The 267-nt window shown below is 71.2% G+C and carries 1 protein-coding gene; it reads right to left on the reverse strand.

Going from position 1 to position 267, the window contains the following annotated elements:
- The coding region (locus SB719_RS20470) for an rRNA adenine N-6-methyltransferase family protein (RefSeq protein WP_412159788.1) at nt 1-267 on the reverse strand (267 nt) is incomplete at both ends.

The following is a 267-nucleotide window of genomic DNA, read 5'->3' on the forward strand; positions in this document are numbered from 1 at the left end:
GTTCCCGACGAGCCGGATCGGCGTGCCGTCGGCGAGTGCGGTCAGGTCGACGTCGAGCACGTTCGCATGCACCAGCGTCAGCGCGCCGTGGGCAGCGGCCTGGGCGGTCAGCGGCGCGAGTAGGTCGCGGTCGAATTCGATCGCCGTCAGCGCGCCGTGCCGGTCGAGCAGCGGGAAAGTCATCGCACCCTGGCCGGGACCGATCTCGACGATGCGGTCGCCGGGTGTCGGCGCGATCGCGAGCACGATCTTGTCGATGACGCCGCG

This window comes from Pantoea sp. SIMBA_079 (genome assembly GCF_046940275.1).
In the GTDB taxonomy this organism is placed as follows: Bacteria; Pseudomonadota; Gammaproteobacteria; order Enterobacterales; family Enterobacteriaceae; genus Pantoea; species Pantoea borealis.